Raw genomic sequence first — 19,778 nt, 5'->3', positions numbered from 1 at the left:
ATCCCCCTGTCACCGAATCAAATTTCGGGGGCGATCCTAACCCAGCCACAGGCACGGCAATACGCCCAGCACCTGGGACTTTTGTTTCGAAATAACAAGGAGTTAGCGCCAACAGGAAGCGGCGGAAAACGCTGTAGGACCAGCGTTCGAGGCGCCCCCGAGAAGAACCTCGGGGGCGTCTGAATCAGGCCGGTTGGGCCTGGGACGACTGCGGCTGCAACGGCAGCAACGGCGCGTGCGGATCAGCCTTGATCGACTGGCGCCATGCACCCAGCCACTCGGCATGCCCTTCGCTCCAGACCTGCTCGTGCAGGCGGGCCAAGGCGACCGGGTCGCTGAGCAAGGCCAGGCGTTCACCGTTGTTGAGGCCGGCCGGGCCGACCTTCAACGCGTGGCGAACACGCTCCTGGCGCAGGTACTCGATCGGCTCCGCCTCGCGGTGACGCGAAGTCGCCAAGGCGCAGGCCAGGGCGTTCTGCTGCGGGTCGACCACCGAACGAATAAAGCCGTCGTTGAGCGCATGCCAACGGTTTTCGTGGGTGTATTTCTCGGTCGACAGCAGGGCTTGCGGCGGATTGTATTCCTCAGGGATCAGGAACAGGCTCTCGTCGCGGGACTTGAGGCCCAGCTTGACCCGGCTGGAAATCACCGACACCGGGATCGACAGCATCAGCGAACCGACGATCGGGATCAGCCACCACAGGAAGCTTGGGTTCAACCACACCACCAGCAGGGCCCAGAGGAAGCCCAGTACGGTTTGTGGGCCGTGGCGCTTGACCGCCTCGCCCCATGGGGTGGAGTCGTCGTCACGCTGCGGCGAGTTCCAGGTGGCGGCCCAGCCGAGGAACGCGGCGAGTACGAAACGGGTGTGGAAGATCATTCGCACCGGCGCCAACAGCATGGAGAACAGCATCTCCAGCAGCATCGAAAGGGTGACCTTGAACTTGCCGCCGAACTCTTTGGCGCCCTTGGCCCAGATCAAAATGATGCTCAGCAACTTGGGCAGGAACAGCAGCACGATGGTGGTGGAGAACAGCGCCACCGCCTTGTCCGGATGCCATTGTGGCCACAGCGGGTACAACTGGCGCGGGGCCATGAAGTACTGCGGTTCCATCAGGGTGTTCACCGCCAGCAACGCAGTGGACAACACCAGGAAGAAGAACCACAACGGTGCCGACAGGTAGGACATCACGCCGGTCAGGAACACCGCGCGGTGCACCGGGTGCATGCCTTTTACCAGGAACAGGCGGAAGTTCATCAAGTTGCCGTGGCACCAGCGACGGTCACGCTTGAGTTCGTCCAGCAGGTTCGGCGGCAGCTCTTCGTAGCTGCCCGGCAGGTCGTAGGCAATCCACACGCCCCAGCCGGCACGGCGCATCAGCGCGGCTTCAACGAAGTCGTGGGAAAGGATCGCACCGGCAAACGCACCTTTGCCCGGCAACGGCGCCAGGGCGCAGTGCTCGATGAACGGTTTCATGCGGATGATTGCGTTGTGACCCCAGTAGTGGGATTCGCCCAGCTGCCAGAAGTGCAGGCCGGCGGTGAACAGCGGGCCATACACACGGGTGGCGAACTGCTGCATGCGCGCATACAGGGTGTCCATGCCCGACGCACGCGGCGCGGTCTGGATAATCCCGGCATCCGGCGTGGCTTCCATCAGGCGCACCAGGCTGGTGAGGCATTCGCCGCTCATCACGCTGTCGGCGTCGAGCACCACCATGTACTTGTATTCACCGCCCCAACGACGGCAGAAGTCGTCGAGGTTGCCGCTCTTGCGCTTCACACGGCGGCGACGGCGGCGATAGAAAATCTTGCCGAAGCCACCGGCTTCGCGGCACACGTCGAGCCAGGCTTGCTGTTCGGCGATGCAGATATCGGCGTCGTTACTGTCGCTGAGGACGAAGAAGTCGAAGCGGTCCAGGTCGCCTGTGGCGGCCACCGATTCGAAGGTTGCACGCAAACCGGCGAATACCCGGGGCACGTCTTCGTTGCAGATCGGCATCACCAACGCGGTACGGGCGTCTTTCGGAATCGGCTCGTCACCGGCACTTTTACCGGAGATGCGGTATTTATCGTGACCGGTCAGCAGTTCCAGGAAGCCCATCAGCGCGGTCCAGAAACCGGCCGACACCCAGCAGAACAGAATCCCGAACATGATCAGAATGCTGGTTTGCAGGGCGTAAGGCAGCACCTGGGTGGCGGTTTGCAGCAGGGTCTGGTTGCGAATTTCGTCGAAGTCGACCAGCGACCAGCCCTGGTACGGCATGATGCCTTTCATGTACCAGCCGGCCACGATGGTCTGGCCGAGCATCAGGATCAGCAGGATGTAGCGACGGATCGAACCCACGGTGCGCCAGCGTGCAGCAGGCAGCACGCGCTCGTCTTTCGGCGGTTTGGGCGGGTTGGTACGACCGGTCAGCCGGCGCCAGCCGCGCACCAGGATATTGGTGCGCCATGGCTCAGGCACCACCTTGGTCCGACGGATCGGCGGCGTGGCCTTCAGGCACACCCGGCCACCGGCGTCGAGCGCAAGCATTTCAGCGTCTTGCAGCTCTTCGGCGGTGTTGAGGGTCAACCGACGGCCGACCGAGGCCTGGGCGGCATCGGTCGGGGCGTCGAACGTCGACGACGACAGGCGTTCATGCAACTCGCTGAAGGACGTGCAGCCCGCCAGTTCGGCGCGCTGCTCAGCGGTCATCGGGAGGTGCGCCAGGTACTCGGACAGCGTCTCTGGCGTGGCTTGAGAATTACTCATCGGCAGGCAACTGATAGCTCCAGGTCTCGGTCAGGACTTGTTCGGTCTTTTCCGGCTCCGGTGTGGCTGGGGCAGCTTCTGGCTGCTTGGCTTCCTTGTCTTTTGCATCTTTGGCGTCTTTCTTGGCCTGTTTCTCGTGTTGCTTGGCCAGGACCTTGTCGGCCTTGAGCACTTGGGTCGACACCTTCTCAGGTTCCGGCTTCACGATGTCCTGGACCAGGGCCGCACGCATCTCGGTCGGCTTGCCGGCGTCCTTGATCTTCATGCGCAGGGTCAGGCGCCAGCCTTTGGTGTGCTCGTTGTAGCGCACGCTGTTTTCAACGACTTCGGCGTTTTCACCCACGCTGACCTGGCTGCGCACCGGGGCGTCCGATGGCAAGGCCTTGAGGGACGGGCCCTCGAAGTCCACCAGGTAGGCCACGCTGCCGTCAGGCTGGCGGATCAGGTTGGATTGCTTCACGTCACCGGTGGAACGCAGGGTCTGCTTGACCCAGGCGCTGTCGGCCGGGTGCAGCGATTTTTCGTCCATGGTCCAGTGCAGGCGGTAGCTGACATCCAGCGGCTTGCCGACTTCCGGCAACTCGGCCGGGCTCCAGAACGCAACGATGTTGTCGTTGGTTTCGTCGGCGGTCGGAATCTCTACCAGGTTGACGGTGCCTTTGCCCCAGTCGCCCTCAGGCTCGATCCAGGCGCTTGGGCGCTTGTCGTAGTTGTCGTCCAGGTCTTCATAGTGGCTGAAGTCGCGGCCACGTTGCAGCAGGCCGAAACCACGCGGGTTTTCAACGCTGAAGTTGCTGACCGACAGGTGTTTAGGGTTGTTCAGTGGGCGCCAGATCCACTCGCCGTTGCCGGCATGGATCGACAGGCCGCTGGAGTCATGCAGCTCGCGACGGTAGTTGAGGACCTTGGACGGCTGGTTCGCGCCGAACAGGTACATGCTGGTCAACGGGGCAACGCCCAGCTTGCTGACCTTGTCGCGCAGGTACATCTGGGATTTGACGTCGACGATGGTGTCAGTGCCAGGGCGCAGGGTCAGGCGATAAGCGCCGGTGGCCCGTGGCGAATCCAGCAAGGCGAAGATCACCAGCTGTTTCTCACCTGGTTTCGGACGTTCGATCCAGAACTCGGTGAAGCGCGGGAATTCTTCGCCGGACGGCAATGCAGTGTCGATCGCCATGCCACGGGCGGACAGGCCATAGGATTGGCCCTTGCCCACGACGCGGAAGTAGCTGGCGCCGAGCATGGTCATGATTTCGTCTTGCTTGTCGGCCTTGTTGATCGGGTACAGCACACGGAAGCCCGCGTAACCCAGCTGCTCGGTGGCTTTAGGATCGAACTTCACGTCGCCGAAATCGAAGCGAGTCGGGTCGTACTTGATTTCCTGGACGCTGTCGGCGGTGACTTCGTTGATCTTCACCGGCGTGTCGAAGTGCATGCCCTGGTGATAGAAGGACAGCTTGAACGGCGTGTTCTGATCGGCCCACTCGGCTTTTTCGTTGCGGAAACGAATCTTCTGGTAGTCAGCGAATTTCATTTCGCGGAATTCGTTCGGCAGATTGCTGCGCGGAGCTTCGTATTTCTGCCCGGCCAGCTCTTTTGCCTTGGCCGACACATCGTCCAGACTGAATGCCCACAGTTGACCCGCGCCGAACAGGCAAAACAGGGCGGAGCCCGTCACCAGTGCGTTTCGTAACCGTTTGGCAGACAATTTTGGTGCATTACAGGGACTAACAATCACGAGCAACCCTCGCCGAAAACAGATCAAAAAACCAACGGCCAGCTATCTATATGCCAGGTTGGCGAGCATTGTTCCGACTCCCCTGGGGCAAAATGATTCCCCATTGGTTGTCGGACAAGTCTCTACCTAAGTCAAAAATGGACCAAACAACGCTGATCCCCGTAGCGCGCGATTATCTAGTAGCCCGCGAAACAACGCATCAGGGACAACGAAGTATTTGTAGCGAAACCCTGCGTTTTTAGGCATTAAAAGTCGTTTTTAATACATTCACGTCTGCAAGAGGAAGGTCACAGGGCCATCATTGACCAAATGCACCTGCATATCAGCGCCAAAACGCCCCGACGCCACCTTGCCATGCAATTGTTGCGCTTGTAACAGCAGGTGATCAAAAAGCGCTGCTCCCAGGGCCGGAGGGGCCGCCGTGGAGAAGCTCGGCCGTAGCCCGCTCTTGGTATCCGCCGCCAGGGTGAACTGCGACACCAGCAGCAAACCGCCGCCGATGTCCTTCAAGGACAGGTTCATCTTGCCCTCGTCATCGCTGAACACCCGATAGTTAAGCAGCTTGTGCAGAAGTTTGTCGGCGCTCTCGGGTGTATCGCTCGGCTCCACGGCCACCAGCACCAGTAAACCCTGGTCGATTGCCCCAACCACTTCGCCCGCGACTTCGACCCGGGCGCCGCGCACCCTTTGTAACAAACCCTTCATGCTTCTTCTGGCGGCAGATCAAGCAGGCGCCGTGCCATTTCGCCGGTGGCGCGCACCAGCGCATCGGTGATGCCCGGCTCGGACGCGGCATGGCCGGCCTCGCGGATCACCTGCAGCTCACTGTTGGGCCAGGCCTGGTGCAATTCCCAGGCGTTATCCAGCGCGCAGATCATATCGTAGCGCCCGTGGATGATGACGCCAGGCAGATGGGCGATCTTGTGCATGTCGCGAATCAGCTGGTTCGGCTCCAGGAAGGAATTGTTGGTGAAGTAGTGGCACTCGATGCGTGCGATGGACAGCGCACGCTGGGGCTCGGCAAAGCGCTCCACCTGCGCCTGGTTCGGGCACAGGCCCAGCATGCGACCTTCCCAGGTCGACCACGCCTTGGCCGCGTGCATCTGGGCGATCTGGTCGTTGCCGATCAGGCGCTTGTGGTAGGCGCCGAGCAGGTCGTGCCGCTCATCCTGCGGGATCGGCGCCAGGTAGTCCTGCCAGTAGTCCGGGAACATGCGGCTGGCACCGGTCTGGTAGAACCACTCAATGTCTTGGGGCCGGGCGAGGAAAATGCCGCGCACGATCAGGCCGAGCACGCGCTCCGGGTGGGTTTGCGCGTAGGCCAGGGCCAGGGTCGAGCCCCAGGAACCGCCAAACAGCACCCATTTGTCGATGCCCAGGTGCTCGCGGATGCGCTCCATGTCGGCGACCAGGTCCCAGGTGGTGTTGTTTTCCAGGTTGGCGCGGGGGGTGGAGCGCCCGCAGCCACGCTGGTCAAAGGTGACGATGTGGTAAAGGTTCGGGTCGAAATAGCAGCGGCTGTTGGCGTCGCAACCGGAGCCAGGGCCACCATGGATGAATACGACGGGCAAGCCTTCGGGGGAGCCACTTTCATCGACGTACAGGGTGTGGATGTCATCGACGGCCAGATCGTGCCGGGCGTAGGGTTTGATCTGCGGGTACCAAGTCTGCATTGCGCGCTCCGTAGGGTGTCGGGTTCATCCCTGGGGGGACGTCTATTATTTTGCCGTCTGGCACTATAAACCCGAATTGTGCAATGAGCATGTCCTTGAGCACTTAGACCTGTGTCAGCCCTTCGCTCCTCAGGTAATACAACAAGTAGTCGTAGAGCTGATCCACTTCCGGCACCTGCCCGCGCGCGCGCAGGCAGCCGTGGACCAATCCCTTGCCGGGATACAACACCGCCTGCCCCCCTGCCCCTTGCAAACGCTCGGCATACAGCATGCCGTCATCGCGCAACGGGTCGAACTGGGCCACGGCGATCAACGCCTTGGGCAGCCCGCCGAAATCCTTGGCCAGCAGTGGCATGGCGTAGGGCGTGGGCTGACCGGTCCCCTGCAGGTAAAGCGCCAGGTAAGACTCGGTGTCGGCGCTGCTGAGCAGGGGCGCATCCCTGCAATCACGGCGCGACTGCAAATCAGCCGGGCCGCCTAATCCTGGATAAATCAGCACTTGGGCGCAGGGCAGCGGCTGGCCGTCATCGCGCAAGCCCAGGCACAACGCCGCCGCCAGGTTGCCGCCGGCACTGTCACCCATCACTGCCAGGCGCTGCAGGTTAATGCGGCATGGCGCCTCCCCTGCCTGGATCGCTTGCCACACGGCCCGGCAATCCTCGTAGGCGGCCGGAAACGGATGTTCAGGCGCCAGCCGGTAATCGATGGCGATCACCAGTACGTGCAGGGCCGTCGCCAGCTCGAAGCAGATGAAATCGTGGGAATCCAGGCCGCCGACGGCCCAGCCGCCGCCGTGCATATAAAGGAGGCAGGGCCAGCCTTCGGCAGGTGCGGGTGCCTCAGGCTGGTAGCTGCGTACGCCGACACCGCCGAGGCAGAAGTCTTCGATAAGCAGGTCTTCCGGCCGTGGCGGGGTGAATGCGCGGCACATGCGGTCATAGTTCTGGCGCAAACCGGCCAAGGATGAGTCGTCGCTGGTGAAGGATTCGGTTTTGGCGATGAAGGCACGCATCTGCGAAGAAACGGGGTATTGGGCCATGCATCAGTCTCCCTGACCATTGAGGTCAAATGTAGGAGCCGGCTTGCCGGCGATAGCTGTGTGCCAGGCAACTAATCATTGCCTGATAGACCGCCATCGCTGGCAAGCCAGCTCCTACAGGTTGTCCGGTGTGGGGTTCAGGGTTTCAGGCTGGCCCGTACCGCCGCCGCGCCATCACCGCCATCAAACGCTTGAACGCCGGCCAGCCAACGCTGCAAATCCTCGGGATGATCACGCAACCATTGCTTGGCCACATCCTGCGGCGATTGGCGCTCCATGATCGGCACCATCAACTGGCTTTCCTGGGCGGCGGTGAAGGTGAGGTTTTCCAGCAGACGGTTGGCGTTCGGGCAACGCTCGGCAAAATCCGGCGCGGTGACGGTGGACACGGTGGCGCGACCTTCATCGGCGCCGAACACGTCTTCACTGCCGGTGAGGTAGGTCATTTTCATGTTGATGTTCATCGGGTGCGGGGTCCAGCCAACAAACACCACGAACTCCTTGCGGTTCACCGCACGCTGCACCGCTGCCAGCATGCCCGCCTCACCGGAAGCTACCAGCTTGAAGCCGCCGAGGCCGAAGTGGTTGGTGTCGATCATCTTCTGGATATCGGTGTTGGCGCCGCTGCCGGGCTCGATACCGTAGATCTTGCCGCCCAGTTTGTCCGTGAAACGGGCGATGTCCGCGAAGGTCTTCAGGCCTGCGTCGGCGACGTACTGAGGCACAGCCAGGGTGGCCTGGGCATCGGCCAGGCTGGGTTTGTCGAAGACCTTGACCTGCTTGGCGGCCAGGAACGGCGCGATGTTGTTGTCCATCGCCGGTTTCCAGTAGCCGAGGAAGATATCCAGGCGCTTGTCGCGAATGCCGGCAAAGATGATCTGCTGCACCGCGCTGGTCTGCTTGCTGTCGTAGCCCAGGCCATTGAGCAGCACGTCGGCCATGCCGGAGGTGGCGATCACGTCAGTCCAGCTGACCACGCCCATGCGAATGCTTTTGCAGGAGGCCGGCTCGGCAGCCAGGGCGTTGGCGCTGATCAGCGCGGCGCAGGTGAGGGTCAACAACAGTCTTTTCATGGATGAGGTCTCACTCGGCAGCTTTTATTGTGGGGAGTGGCGTCTGGTGCGCCGTATCCACAACCTTACCCAGCGGGATCTCGATAAACACGACCTGTGGCGACCGGCAGTTGCACAGAGGCGACCGTGAAGGCCTCATCGCAGGCAAGCCAGCTCCCACATTTTTGACCCCATTCTCATATTGAAACTCGGTCAAATGTGGGAGCTGGCTTGCCTGCGATGGCGATATCAGCCGTAACGCTTCTGCCCCCAGGCCAACAACCCTTCCAGCAACTGCTTCAACACCACCTGCGTCGGCTCCGCCAGGTCCGGCCGATACCGGAACGGCTCAACCTCTTCCATATACGTGCTCTGGCACAACTCCAACTGCACCGCATGAATATCCTGCGCCGGGTCGCCGTAGTGGCGAGTGATATGCCCACCCTTGAAACGCCCATTGAGCACATGGGTGTACTGCGCGTGCTGGGCGCAGATGCCTTCCAACTGGCTGGCCAGTTCCGGGTCGCACGCGGCGCCGTTGAAGGTGCCGAGGTTGAAGTCCGGCAACTTGCCATCGAACAGGTGCGGGATCACCGAGCGGATCGAGTGCGCATCAAACAGCAAGGCGTAGCCGAACTCGGCCTTGAGCCGGGCAAGTTCTTCCTGCAGCGTGCGGTGGTACGGGCCCCAGATCTTTTGCAGGTAGGTCACGCGCTCTTCTTCGGACGGTACCTGCCCCTCAAGGAACAATGGCACACCATCGAACAGGGTCGCCGGGTAAAGCCCGGTGGTGGCACCGGCATAGAGCGGTTTGTCGTCCGACGGCCGGTTCAGGTCGATCACGAAGCGCGAATACTCCGCCGCCAGGGTGCTGGCGCCCAGTGCTTCGGCGAAGTCGTACAGCACAGGGATGTGCCAGTCGGTGTCAGGCAGGCTTTGGGCCTCGGGGATCAACCCGGCTTCGACCGCAGGCGTGAGGCGCAGACCGGCGTGGGGCATGCTGATCAGCAGCGGCACGCGGCCTTTTTTGAACGTCAGAACCTTATCCACAGCAGCACTCCTTCATACAGTGACGTCGACGCCATGGCGCACGACGCGTTTATCCAGCTCGCCACCCAGCCAGTAGGCCAGGTCAGCGGGGCGATCAATCTGCCAGGCGACAAAATCGGCCACCTTGCCCACTTCCAGGGAACCATGGGTATCGCCCATACCCAGCGCGGTCGCCGCATGAGTGGTGGCGCCGGCCAAGGCTTCTTCCGGGGTCATGCGGAACAGGGTGCAGGCCATGTTCAGCATCAAGCGCACTGACAACGCCGGCGAGGTGCCGGGGTTGAGGTCGCTGGCGATGGCGATTTTCACAGCGTGCTTGCGCAGGGCGTCCATCGGCGGCAATTGGGTTTCGCGCAGGAAGTAGAAAGCGCCCGGCAACAGGACCGCGACGGTGCCGGATGCGGCCATGGCGATGGCATCTTCTTCAGTCATGAACTCCAGATGATCCGCCGACAGCGCGTGGTAACGCGCCGCCAGGCTGGAGCCGTGCAGCGACGACAGTTGCTCGGCGTGCAGCTTCACCGGCAGGCCCAACTGCTGGGCCACCTTGAATACACGCTCCACCTGCTCGGTGGAAAACGCCAGGTATTCGCAGAACGCATCCACCGCATCCACCAGCCCTTCCGCCGCCAGGGCGGGCAGCATCTCGGTGCAGATGTGGTCGATGTAGTCGTCAGCGCGGTCCTTGTACTCCGGTGGCAACGCATGGGCCGCCAGGCACGTGGCACGCACGCTGACCGGCAGCGCTTCACCCAGGCGACGGGCTACGCGCAGCATCTTGCGTTCGTTGACCAGGTCCAGGCCGTAGCCGGACTTGATCTCCACCGTGGTCACGCCGTCACGCAGCAGGCTGCGCAGGCGTTTCTCCGCGCTGGCAAACAGTTCATCCTCGGTCGCGGCGCGGGTTGCGCGTACAGTGCTGGCAATGCCGCCACCCTTGGCTGCGATCTCGGCGTAGCTGACGCCTTCGAGGCGTTGCTCGAACTCGCCACTGCGATTGCCACCGAACACCGTGTGGGTGTGGCAGTCGATCAGCCCGGGGGTGACCCACGCGCCTTGCAGGTCATGCACCTGGACGTAATCCGCCGTGGGCACTTGGCTGCGGGGGCCGATCCACTCGATGAGCGAACCGGCGGTGACCATGGCGGCATCCTCGATAATCGAGTACTTGCCCTGGGCCATGGTTGCGACGTGGCAGTGTTGCCAAAGCGTTTTCATCAACGCCTCCCTAGATTAACGATGAGACAAAGCCGGGTCGTGATGGACCTTGGCCGCTTGCCCGGCCGCAGGCTTGACCCACAGCAGGTAGGCCACGACCAGCAGCACGATCCATACGGCGCCGACCAGCAAGGCAGCCTGGGTGTCCGGGAAGTAACCCAGCACACCAAACACGAACAGCATGAACACGATGGCGGCGGCCGGCGCATAGGGCCAGAACGGCACCGGGAATTTCAGCTCGGCGACCTGCTCCTCTGTCATGGAGCGGCGCATGGCGACCTGGGTGAACAGGATCATCAACCACACCCACACGGTGGCGAAGGTGGCAATCGAGGCGATCAGCAGGAACACGTTTTCCGGGATCAGGTAGTTGAGCACCACGCCGCCCAGCAGCGCTGCGCCCATGACCACTACGGTCATCCACGGCACGCCCTGTTTGGACAGCTGCGCAAACCCCTTGGGTGCCTGCCCTTGTTGGGCCAGGCCATACATCATGCGGCCGGCGCCGAAGATGTCGCTGTTGATGGCCGACACGGCCGCCGAGATCACCACGATATTGAGGATGGTCGCCGCCGAGCCAATCCCCAGGTTGCTGAAGATCTGCACGAACGGGCTGCCCTGGCTGCCGATCTGCGGCCATGGGTAGATGGCCATCAGCACGAACAAGGTCAGCACGTAGAACAACAGGATGCGCAGCGGCACGGCGTTGATCGCCTTGGGGATCACACGTTGCGGGTCTTTGGCCTCGCCGGCGGTGATACCGATGATCTCGATGCCACCAAAGGCAAACATCACCACCGCGAACGAGGCGATCAGGCCGCCGACGCCGTTAGGCATGAAGCCACCGTGGGCCCACAGGTTGCTGAGGCCACTGGCCTGGGTTTCACCCGCCGAGTGGATGCCGAACAGCATGATGCCGAAACCGCCAAGGATCATCGCGACGATGGCGCCGACCTTGAGCAGCGACAGCCAGAACTCCATTTCGCCAAACACTTTGACGTTGCACAGGTTCAGGCCGCCGATCAAAAACACGATGCCGAGCACCCAGACCCAACGCGCGACTTCGGGAAACCAGAAGCCCATGTAGATGCCGAACGCGGTGACGTCAGCCAGGCAGACGATGATCATCTCGAACGCGTAGGTCCAGCCGAGGATGAAGCCGGCCATGGGGCCCAGGTAGGTGCTGGCGTACTGGCCGAAGGAGCCAGCCACCGGGTTGTGCACGGCCATCTCGCCGAGGGCGCGCATCACCATGAACACCGCGGCGCCACCGATCAGGTAGGCGAGCAGCACGGCCGGGCCAGCCATCTGGATGGCGGAGGCGGAGCCGTAGAACAGCCCGGTGCCGATCGCGGAACCGAGTGCCATGAAGCGAATATGTCGGGCACTTAGCCCGCGTTTCAAACCCTTTTCTTGCTGGAGCATTTCTCTTCCCTAGTTATTTTTATCCCGAGAAAATCCAAATCTTGCGCCTAATCCCTGTAGGAGCTGGCTTGCCAGCGATAGCGGCGTATCAGATAGACCGCTATCGCCGGCAAGCCGGCTCCTACAGAGGGAGGTGTCGCTCTTACAAACTTGGCAGCAGCTTGGCCGGCACCAGTTCATTCAGGCAGCGGCTGGCGAGCAGTTCGCTGGCGGCGTTGATGTCCGGGGCGAAGAAACGGTCCTTCTCATAGAACGCCACTTTGTCGCGCAGGATGCCGCGCGCTTTCTCAAGCTTGGCCGAGGTCTTGAGGCCGTCACGCAGGTCCAGGCCCTGGCACGCGGCCAGCCACTCGACAGCCAACACGCCACGGGTGTTTTCAGCCATTTCCCACAGGCGCTTGCCTGCGGCCGGGGCCATCGACACGTGGTCTTCCTGGTTGGCCGACGTCGGCAGGCTGTCCACGCTGTGCGGGTGGGCCAGAGCCTTGTTCTCGCTGGCGAGCGCGGCGGCGGTCACCTGGGCGATCATGAAGCCGGAGTTCACCCCGCCATTGCCCACCAAAAACGGCGGCAGTTGCGACATGTGCTTGTCCATCATCAGCGAGATACGGCGCTCGCTCAGGGAACCGATTTCGGCGATGGCCAGGGCCATGTTGTCCGCGGCCATGGCCACGGGTTCGGCGTGGAAGTTACCACCGGAGATCACGTCGCCTTCGGCGGCAAACACCAGCGGGTTATCCGACACGGCGTTGGCTTCGACCACCAGCACTTCAGCGGCCTGGCGGAACTGGGTCAGGCACGCGCCCATGACTTGTGGCTGGCAACGCAGGGAGTACGGGTCTTGCACCTTGTCGCAGTTCTGGTGCGACTGCGACACCTGGCTGCTGTCGCCGAGCAGGTCGCGATAGGCGGCCGCTGCATCGATCTGCCCACGCTGACCACGCGCAGCATGAATGCGTGCGTCGAACGGCGAGCGCGAACCCAGCACCGCTTCCACGGTGAGCGCGCCGCACGCCAGGGCGCCAGCGAACAGGTCTTCGCCTTCGAACAACCCGCGCAGTGCGTAAGCGGTGGACACCTGGGTGCCATTGAGCAGCGCCAGGCCTTCTTTGGCGGCGAGGGTCAGCGGCGTGAGGCCGGCGACTTTCAGCGCTTCGGTGGCTTCCAGCCATTCGCCTTTGTGGCGCGCCTTGCCTTCGCCCAGCAGCACCAGGGACATGTGCGCCAAGGGCGCCAGGTCGCCGGAGGCACCGACCGAACCTTTCAGAGGTATATGCGGGTACACCTCGGCATTGATCAGCGCGATCAGCGCGTCGATTACCTGGCGGCGAATCCCGGAGAACCCACGGCTGAGGCTGTTGACCTTGAGCACCATGACCAGCCGCACCAGCGCATCGCTGATCGGCTCACCGACGCCGGCGGCGTGGGACAGCACCAGGGAACGCTGGAGGTTTTCCAGGTCTTCGCTGGCGATGCGGGTCGAGGCCAGCAGGCCGAAACCGGTGTTGATGCCGTAGGCGGTGCGGTTCTCGGCGAGAATCTGCTCCACGCAGGCCACACTGGCGTCGATCTGCGCCGTGGCGCTGTCATCCAGACTGAGGGTTACCGGCTGCTGGTAGATGGCCCGCAGTTGGGCGAGGCTCAGTTGGCCTGGAATCAGGTTTAGCGCAGTCACATTCATGCTCCTTTTGAGAGTGTTGTTAACTACCAGTCGCTCCGGATGCTTCCGTTATCCGCCGCGGCCCTCTTTTAGAGCGACTCGCGGCTTGGCACGCTGGTTATTGTTGGAAAAACGTCAGTGCAAATTCGGCAAGGTGCGCTGCAGCAACGCGGCGTCCCTGAGCAAGGCGGCGGCGGTGGCGATGTCCGGCGCAAGCCAACGGTCCTGCTCATACGCTGGCACCCCTTCACGCAGCAAGCGCCAGGCGCTGTCAGTGCCGGCGCCGAAACGCTGGTCCTTCAGGAACTCGAACGCCTGGGCCGCCAGCAGGTACTCGATGGCGAGGATCTGCGTCACGTTGGCCAACACCTGGTGCAGCTTGAGCGCGGCATTGGTGCCCATGCTCAGGTGATCTTCCTGCAGGCCCGAGGTGACAAAGTTATCGAGCACGGCCGGTTGCGCCAGCTGGCGGTTTTGCCCGCACAGGGAGGCGGCGACGTACTGCACGATCATCATCCCGGAGTTGACCCCGGGGTTGCTCACCAGGAACGCCGGCAAGCCGCTGACGTGCGGGTTGATCAGGCGGTCCAGGCGGCGCTCGGCCACGGAGCCGATCTCGGCCATGGCGATGGCGAGCATGTCGGCGGCCAGCGCTACGGACTGCCCGTGAGGGTTGGCCTGGGACACCACGCGGTAGTTGTCCGGCGTGCCGAGCACCAGCGGGTTGTCGGTGGCGCTGTTGAGTTCGGTCTCGACCTGGCGGGTGGCGTGCTCCACTTGATCACGCGCGGCGCCGTGAATCTGCGGGATCGAACGGATGCTCAAGGCGTCCTGGGTGCGGATGCCTTTGCTGCTGGCGATCACTTCGCTGCCGTCGAGCAAGGCGCGCAGGTTGATGCCCACTTGCTGCATGCCAGGGTGTGGCTTGAGCGCAATGATTTCTTCATCGAAGGCGTCGATCTGCCCGCGCTGGGCCTCGAAACTCATGGCGCCGATCACGTCGGCCCATTGCAGCAAATGGTGAGCATCGGCCAGGGCCAGGCAGCTCAGGCCGGTCATGCACGGGGTACCGTTGACCAGGCACAAGCCGTCTTTGGCGCCGAGCACCACCGGTTGCAACCCTTCTGCGCTTAATGCCTCTTGCGCCGGAACAATCTTGCCTCGGTAGCTCACATTGCCGACGCCCAGCAAGGCCACGCCGACATGGGCCATGTGGGTCAGGTAACCCACCGAACCCTGGGATGGCACTTGCGGCGTGATGCCGTGGTTGAGCAGCGCCAGCAGCGAATGCACCACCTGCGGGTGCAGGCCGGATTTACCGTGGCTGTAGTTGATGATGGCGGCGCAGATGATCGCGCGGGTCTGCTCGTCGCTGAGCACCGGGCCGACGCCGCAGGCGTGGCTCAGCAGCGTATTGCGCGACAGTTGGCTGAGCTGCTCGCCCTTGAGCGACACATTGCACAGCGCGCCCAGGCCGGTGTTCACGCCGTAGGCGCGTTCGCCACTGGTGACGATGCGTTGCACGATGGCTTGTGCATTATCGATGCGTGCCCAGGCCTGGCCCGAGAGTTCGAGGACGGCGCCGTGACGGGCGACGGCGACCACGTCCTGCCAGCGCAATGGCGTATCCGCGATGGTGATTTTTGTTGGCTGGGACATCTTTATACCTTCTTGAATTCTTGTGCAGCTTTGCCGGCCCTATCGCCGGCAAGCCGGGCTCCTACAGGGGGATTGCGCGCTCCATGTAGGAGCTGGCTTGCCAGCGATGGCGTCCTTCAGACCACCGCCGCCCGCCGCTGTACGAACCGGTCCACATACTCATCCGCCGGCGAGTGCAGGATCTCCCGAGGTGTGCCGACCTGGATCAGCTTGCCATCCTTGAGGATCGCAATGCGGTTGCCGATGCGTACGGCCTCGTCGAGGTCGTGGGTGATGAACACGATGGTCTTGTGCAGGGTCTTCTGCAGCTCGAGCAACTGGTCCTGCATCTCGGCGCGGATCAGCGGGTCGAGGGCGCTGAAGGCTTCGTCCATCAGGATGATGTCGGTGTCGGCCGCCAAGGCGCGGGCCAGGCCAACGCGCTGGCGCATGCCGCCAGAGAGCTGGTGCGGGTATTTGTTTTCGTAGCCCTTCAGGCCCACGGTTTCGATCCAGTGCAGCGCGCGCTCGGCGCAGACCTGCTTGGTTTCGCCACGCACTTTCAAGCCGTAGGCGACGTTGTCGAGCACGCTCTTGTGGGGCAACAGGCCGAAGCTCTGGAACACCATGCTGATCTTGTGCCGACGGAATTGGCGCAGGGCTTCCATGTCCAGTTGCAGGATGTCTTCGCCGTCCACCAGGATCGCACCGCTGGTGGGGTCGATCAGGCGGTTGAAGTGGCGCACCAAGGTAGATTTGCCGGAACCCGACAGGCCCATGATCACGAAGATCTCACCGGTGCCGATGCTCAGGGACAAATCGTTCACGCCGACCACGCAGCCGGTCTCGGCCAGCACCTGGTCCTTGGTCTTGCCTTGGCCGATCAGCGACAGCGCGTCCTTGGAACGGGCGCCGAAGATCTTGAAGACGTTTTTAACTTCAATTTTGCTGACAGTAGTCATTTGCTCGCCTCATGCCGTGGACGACCATAGGCCTGGGTAATGCGGTCGATGACCACTGCGAGAATCACGATCGCCAGCCCGGCTTCGAGGCCGCGACCGACGTTGAGGGTCTGGATGCCGACCAGCACGTCTTCACCCAAGCCACGGGCGCCGATCATCGAGGCGATCACCACCATCGACAGCGCCATCATGGTGGTCTGGTTGATACCGGCCATGATGCTCGGCAACGCCAGCGGCAGTTGCACGCCGAACAGTTGCTGCCAGCGGTTGGCACCGAAGGCGTTGATGGCTTCCATGACTTCGCCGTCGACCTGGCGAATGCCCAGGTCGGTCAGGCGAATCAGCGGCGGTGCGGCGTAGATCACCGTGGCGAAGATCGCCGGGACTTTGCCCAGGCCGAACAGCATCAACACCGGGATCAGGTACACGAAGCTCGGCATGGTCTGCATGATGTCGAGCAACGGCATCAGCACTGAACGCAGGCGATTGCTGCGCGCCGACAGAATGCCCAGCGGGATACCGATCAGCACCGAGATCACCGTGGCGACCATCATCAAGGCCAGGGTCTGCATCAGCTTGTCCCACAGGCCAACCGCGCCCACCAGGAACAACAAACCGACGATCACCGCCGTGGTCACCACCTTGCGGGTGGCATGCCAGGCAACGCCGGCAACGATGGCCAGCATCAGCCACCACGGCGCTGCGCGCAGCAAGCCTTCCAGGTTGACGATGGCCCACAGCAGGGTGTCGGAGATGTGCCGGAACACATCGCCGTAGTTGGTGACCAGTGAATCCACCCAACCGTTGACCCAGTCGGCAATGGAAAACGTAAAACTCTCAGGAAACATATCGTGCTCTCGATCCAGTGGGTTGTGGCCAAGTGCCCGGCCAGCCCCTCAGGGTAGCCGGGCACACTTGACCTACAAGGCCGCGTCGATTTTCTTGGCTGCGTCGTCGCTCACCCATGCGTGCCAGACTTCAGGATGTTCCTTGAGGAAAATTTTCGCCAGTTTTGGCGATTCAATTCGCTCTTTGGCCATGCGACCGAGGTTCTGGTTCAGCAGGTCGATGGGCAGGTTGACCTTTTCCAGCACGGCCACCAGCTCTGGCGCCTGCTCGTGGAAGGTTTTGGACAGGCCGACCTTGATGCTCACGCTTTTATCCACGCCGGGCTTTTCTTCCAGCTTGACCAGGTCGACCTGGCCCATCAGCGGCGTCGGCGACCAGTAGTAGAACAGGATCGGCTCGCCACGCTTGTAGCTCGACAGCACCGCCGCATCCAGCGCCGGGCCGGTGCCAGGACGGAAGTTGGTGTAGGAATTTTCCAAGCCATAGCTTTTCAGCATTTCGCTGTTGTCCAGCTCGCAGGTCCAGCCGGCCGGGCAGTTGTAGAAACGGCCCTTGGACGGCTCTTCCTGGTCCTTGAACACCGAGGCGTACTTGGCCAGGTCGGCGATGTTTTTCAGGTCCGGCGCCTTGGGTTCCAGCTTGCGCTTGGCATCGCCTTCGATCACATAGCGCGGCACGTACCAGCCTTCGATCGCACCGACCACCGGAGCACCGACGCCCACGACTTTGCCGGCCTTCTCGGCCTTGTTCCAGACTTCACTGCGGCCCACCCATTCTTCGGCGAAGACCTGGATGTCGTTGCTGCTCAGGGCGTTTTCCATGGTGATGGAGTTGCCCGGCAGGCTGTCGGTTTTGCAGTCGTAGCCTTTTTCCAGCACGGTTTGCAGAATGTCGGTGAGCAACATGCCGCTTTCCCAGTTAAGGCCGGCGAACTTCACCGGCTTGCCGGATTCGCACCAGCCGGCCGCCTGGGCGCCAGCACTGGCCAACACGCCCGCAGAGAACACAGTGGCCAACAGGGTTTTATTCATCTTCATTGTTGTGACGCTCCCAATCTTGAAATGGATTACGGCAGTCAGTAGGCATCCTGCCCTGTCCACGTCCCATCAGGCTTGTACCGCCAGCCCGTTTGTCGTCGTTGGTGCAGCGCCCTGCTCTGCTGGCAGGATCAGGTGTTCAGGAATTGCGCTGTGCCACTTTTTGGCGGCCCAGTAATACAGTGCAGCGGGCACCACCAAGCCGATGATCCAGGAGATATCGGTGTCGCCGAGGCTGGCGACGAGGGGGCCGGTGTAGAAGTGCGTCGAGATGAACGGCATCTGGATCAGCACGCCGAACACATAGATGCTGATGCCCATCAGGTTCCAGCGGCCGTAGCGACCGTTGGGGTCTGACAGCGCCGGGATGTCATAGCGCTCTTTGGTGATGCAGTAGAAGTCCACCAGGTTGATCGCACTCCAGGGCGTGAAAAACGCCAGCAGGAACAGGATGAACGCGGAGAAATCCTTGAGGAATGAGTCTTTTCCCAAAAGTGCCAGCGCGGCGGCAATCGAGACCATCAGGAAGATGTACAGCAGGCGTACCGCACTGGAGATGTGCCGGCTGCCACGAAAGCCGCTGATGATCGTCGCGATGGACATGAAGCTGCCGTAGGCGTTGAGGGTGGTCACGGTGACCTTGCCGAAGGCGATGCTGAAATACAGCAGCGCCGCGACAATGCCGGTGCCGCCCAGGCCGACGATAAACGAGACTTCGTGGTGGGCGAATTGCGCGCCGGCCAGGGCTGCCGCGAACACACCAAACACCATCGACGCCTGCGCTCCGATCACCGAACCCAGACCAACGGCCCAGAAGGTTTTCGACGCGCTGGTGCTGCGCGGCAAATAGCGCGAGTAGTCCGCCACATACGGGCCGAACGCGATCTGCCAGGACGCCGACAACGAAATCGCCAACAGGAAACTGCTCAGGGAAAAGTGCTTGTTGCCCAGCAACGCCGCCACGTCGTTACCCGCCAACAGCTTGTAGAACAGGTACACGAACGCGATCACGCCGAGCACGCTGGCCACGCGGCCAATGCCGTGGATGACGCGGTAGCCGAAAATGGTGAATACCATGATCAGCCCGGCAAACAGCACGATGCCGACCCAGTCTTCCACGTGCAGCAACTGCGCCACCGCTTGCCCCGCCAGCAACGAGCCGCTGGCCGAGAAGCCGATGTACATCAGGCACACCAACACCAGCGGGATCACCGCCCCATACACACCAAACTGCACACGGCTGGAAATCATCTGCGGCAAGCCCAGTTGCGGGCCTTGTGCCGCATGCAACGCCATCACGCCACCGCCCAGCAGTTGGCCGATCAACAGACCGATCAACGACCAGAACACATCACCGCCGAGCACCACGGCCAGGGCCCCGGTGACAATCGCGGTGATCTGCAGGTTGGCACCCAGCCACAGGGTGAACTGGCTCAATAGACGACCATGTCTTTCCGCTTCCGGGATGTAGTCGATCGAGCGCCTTTCGATCAACGGGGTGGTGTCATTTGCAGCCATGTTGTTCAACCTCTGATGGATTGTTTTTGTGTGCATTGCTGTTCTGTGGGAGCTGGCTTTTGTAGGCGCTGGCTTGCCTGCGATGCAGGCGACTCGGTCTGTCAGTCAAACCGAGGTGATGCCATCGCAGGCAAGCCAGCTCCCACACAAGCCGGCTCCTACAA

At 62.2% G+C, this 19,778-nt stretch carries 14 protein-coding genes and 1 pseudogene; all 15 read right to left on the bottom strand.

Annotation, left to right across the window (positions count from 1 at the left end; genetic code table 11):
• Window positions 1-182: 182 nt before the first annotated feature.
• Window positions 183-2,755, bottom strand: a pseudogene (gene mdoH / locus AC07SU_RS03130) (glucans biosynthesis glucosyltransferase MdoH); the annotation flags it as partial.
• Window positions 2,748-4,436: a glucan biosynthesis protein G gene (locus AC07SU_RS03125; protein ID WP_218172715.1), complete on the bottom strand. Its 1,689-nt coding sequence runs from the start codon at window positions 4,434-4,436 to the stop codon at window positions 2,748-2,750. The gene AC07SU_RS03125 and the pseudogene mdoH, both read right to left, overlap by 8 nt.
• A gap of 324 nt (window positions 4,437-4,760) precedes the next feature.
• Window positions 4,761-5,198, bottom strand: a complete 438-nt coding sequence (gene dtd / locus AC07SU_RS03120; protein WP_078740275.1) for a D-aminoacyl-tRNA deacylase — start codon at window positions 5,196-5,198, stop codon at window positions 4,761-4,763.
• Window positions 5,195-6,166, bottom strand: a complete 972-nt coding sequence (gene pip / locus AC07SU_RS03115) for a prolyl aminopeptidase (RefSeq protein ID WP_176997256.1) — start codon at window positions 6,164-6,166, stop codon at window positions 5,195-5,197. The genes dtd and pip overlap by 4 nt, the downstream gene beginning before the upstream one ends.
• Before the next feature lie 103 nt (window positions 6,167-6,269).
• On the bottom strand, window positions 6,270-7,205 hold the full coding sequence (locus AC07SU_RS03110) for an alpha/beta hydrolase (RefSeq protein WP_494996175.1): 936 nt from the start codon (window positions 7,203-7,205) through the stop codon (window positions 6,270-6,272).
• Window positions 7,206-7,342: 137 nt separating this feature from the next.
• The gene (choX, locus tag AC07SU_RS03105) at window positions 7,343-8,278 is read right to left on the bottom strand and encodes a choline ABC transporter substrate-binding protein (protein WP_494996174.1); all 936 of its coding nucleotides are present in this window, start codon (window positions 8,276-8,278) and stop codon (window positions 7,343-7,345) included.
• Window positions 8,279-8,506: 228 nt separating this feature from the next.
• A complete protein-coding gene (gene hutG / locus AC07SU_RS03100; protein WP_494996173.1) occupies window positions 8,507-9,307 on the bottom strand; it encodes an N-formylglutamate deformylase in 801 nt (266 codons plus the stop codon).
• A 12-nt stretch (window positions 9,308-9,319) separates the two neighbouring features.
• Entirely contained in the window at window positions 9,320-10,525 is a 1,206-nt protein-coding gene (gene hutI, locus AC07SU_RS03095; protein WP_494996172.1) for an imidazolonepropionase, read from the bottom strand.
• A gap of 15 nt (window positions 10,526-10,540) precedes the next feature.
• Window positions 10,541-11,950, bottom strand: coding sequence for an amino acid permease (locus tag AC07SU_RS03090; RefSeq protein WP_176997261.1), 1,410 nt, complete (start codon window positions 11,948-11,950; stop codon window positions 10,541-10,543).
• A gap of 142 nt (window positions 11,951-12,092) precedes the next feature.
• Complete coding sequence (gene hutH / locus AC07SU_RS03085; RefSeq protein ID WP_494996171.1) at window positions 12,093-13,631, bottom strand: histidine ammonia-lyase; 1,539 nt, start codon at window positions 13,629-13,631, stop codon at window positions 12,093-12,095.
• 114 nt (window positions 13,632-13,745) lie between these two features.
• Window positions 13,746-15,269 (bottom strand): histidine ammonia-lyase, encoded by a 1,524-nt coding sequence (gene hutH, locus AC07SU_RS03080; RefSeq protein ID WP_494996170.1) that lies wholly within the window; start codon window positions 15,267-15,269, stop codon window positions 13,746-13,748.
• Between the two features lie 116 nt (window positions 15,270-15,385).
• Window positions 15,386-16,210 (bottom strand): quaternary amine ABC transporter ATP-binding protein, encoded by an 825-nt coding sequence (locus tag AC07SU_RS03075; protein ID WP_050572407.1) that lies wholly within the window; start codon window positions 16,208-16,210, stop codon window positions 15,386-15,388.
• Window positions 16,207-17,058 carry an ABC transporter permease gene (locus tag AC07SU_RS03070; protein WP_178918560.1) on the bottom strand — a complete coding sequence of 284 codons (852 nt, stop codon included), beginning with the start codon at window positions 17,056-17,058 and terminating at the stop codon, window positions 16,207-16,209. The genes AC07SU_RS03075 and AC07SU_RS03070 overlap by 4 nt, the downstream gene beginning before the upstream one ends.
• A 72-nt stretch (window positions 17,059-17,130) precedes the next feature.
• Window positions 17,131-18,096: an ABC transporter substrate-binding protein gene (locus AC07SU_RS03065; protein WP_176997265.1), complete on the bottom strand. Its 966-nt coding sequence runs from the start codon at window positions 18,094-18,096 to the stop codon at window positions 17,131-17,133.
• A 69-nt stretch (window positions 18,097-18,165) separates the two neighbouring features.
• The gene (locus tag AC07SU_RS03060; RefSeq protein ID WP_494996169.1) at window positions 18,166-19,614 is read right to left on the bottom strand and encodes a purine-cytosine permease family protein; all 1,449 of its coding nucleotides are present in this window, start codon (window positions 19,612-19,614) and stop codon (window positions 18,166-18,168) included.
• Window positions 19,615-19,778 lie beyond the last annotated feature (164 nt).

The organism is Pseudomonas sp. GW821-FHT05H12, assembly GCF_059419385.1.
Note: the sequence above shows the minus strand (reverse complement) of the source record. Positions and strands in the feature narration are given on the sequence as shown.

Excerpts from the sequence above, each read along its gene's own strand:
- AC07SU_RS03060 (WP_494996169.1), bottom strand. The coding sequence starts at position 19,614 with ATGGCTGCAAATGACACCACCCCGTTGATCGAAAGGCGCTCGATCGAC.
- AC07SU_RS03090 (WP_176997261.1), bottom strand. The coding sequence starts at position 11,950 with ATGCTCCAGCAAGAAAAGGGTTTGAAACGCGGGCTAAGTGCCCGACAT.
- dtd (WP_078740275.1), bottom strand. The coding sequence starts at position 5,198 with ATGAAGGGTTTGTTACAAAGGGTGCGCGGCGCCCGGGTCGAAGTCGCG.
- AC07SU_RS03070 (WP_178918560.1), bottom strand. The coding sequence starts at position 17,058 with ATGTTTCCTGAGAGTTTTACGTTTTCCATTGCCGACTGGGTCAACGGT.
- pip (WP_176997256.1), bottom strand. The coding sequence starts at position 6,166 with ATGCAGACTTGGTACCCGCAGATCAAACCCTACGCCCGGCACGATCTG.
- AC07SU_RS03110 (WP_494996175.1), bottom strand. The coding sequence starts at position 7,205 with ATGGCCCAATACCCCGTTTCTTCGCAGATGCGTGCCTTCATCGCCAAA.
- hutI (WP_494996172.1), bottom strand. The coding sequence starts at position 10,525 with ATGAAAACGCTTTGGCAACACTGCCACGTCGCAACCATGGCCCAGGGC.
- hutH (WP_494996171.1), bottom strand. The coding sequence starts at position 13,631 with ATGAATGTGACTGCGCTAAACCTGATTCCAGGCCAACTGAGCCTCGCC.
- hutH (WP_494996170.1), bottom strand. The coding sequence starts at position 15,269 with ATGTCCCAGCCAACAAAAATCACCATCGCGGATACGCCATTGCGCTGG.
- AC07SU_RS03075 (WP_050572407.1), bottom strand. The coding sequence starts at position 16,210 with ATGACTACTGTCAGCAAAATTGAAGTTAAAAACGTCTTCAAGATCTTC.
- AC07SU_RS03065 (WP_176997265.1), bottom strand. The coding sequence starts at position 18,096 with ATGAAGATGAATAAAACCCTGTTGGCCACTGTGTTCTCTGCGGGCGTG.
- choX (WP_494996174.1), bottom strand. The coding sequence starts at position 8,278 with ATGAAAAGACTGTTGTTGACCCTCACCTGCGCCGCGCTGATCAGCGCC.